The sequence below is a fragment of the Vibrio sp. 1078-1 genome (assembly GCF_033340475.1).
Genome location: NZ_JAWOWM010000285.1, coordinates 1 through 743 on the forward strand (window position 1 = coordinate 1; position 743 = coordinate 743).

Sequence of the window (743 nt, forward strand, 5' to 3'; positions counted from 1 at the left end):
TCGGCGACATCTTTAATCCTTGCCATAATGCTAATGAATCCGACTGCTAATAAATAATGAATGTTTTTATTCGAAAAATGGCTGCCAGCAATTCGTAAGGTGACTATAGGGGTCGAATCTGGCAGCCTTAATCATACACCTACAACTTGGCTGGTAGAAACGAGTGCGGAGTAATCCGTGACGGCTATACCATGCTGCGCCAATTGCTCTTTTAGAATGGGAGATGTGAGCACTTGTAGCTCTAACTCTCTTTGCAGTGCATAGCCACTTTTCATAATAAGGGGCTGGTCGGCATAAGCAGGATGACACATCACCTCTACCACATCGTAATTCTCTTTTAAGCTCAGAAGGTGTTGCATTAATCCGTCCAAACTTACCTTTTGATCGTAAAACTCATCGGAAAAGAAATAGCTTGTCGTCATTGGTTGATGACAGATACCACTCCCGCGAAGTGGCACGCGGTGCTCTTTCGCGAGTTTCTGAACAATAGGAAGAATCTGGGGATGCGTATGAGCATGATGATGACTATCAAGGTGGCTGAGCGTTAGTCCAAGTGACAAGAAGTGATCAATTTGAGCTTTAGCGTCATCGTAAACCGCTTGAGCTTCAAAATCTTGCTTGTTCCACAATTCACTGTATTTGACGAAATGCGTTCTACCATTGGTTAAGTTTGGGTGCTCCGTGAGAGGAGCACCTGCTGTAAACCGTAGATGTACGCCAATTTTTAAGTCTGGATTTTGATG

The 743-nt window shown here is 43.9% G+C and carries 1 protein-coding gene; it reads right to left on the bottom strand.

Features of this window, described 5'->3' with window-relative positions:
* Nucleotides 1-131: 131 nt before the first annotated feature.
* On the bottom strand, nucleotides 132-743 hold a 612-nt coding region (gene chbG / locus R7190_RS27130), incomplete at its 5' end, for a chitin disaccharide deacetylase (protein WP_318137835.1).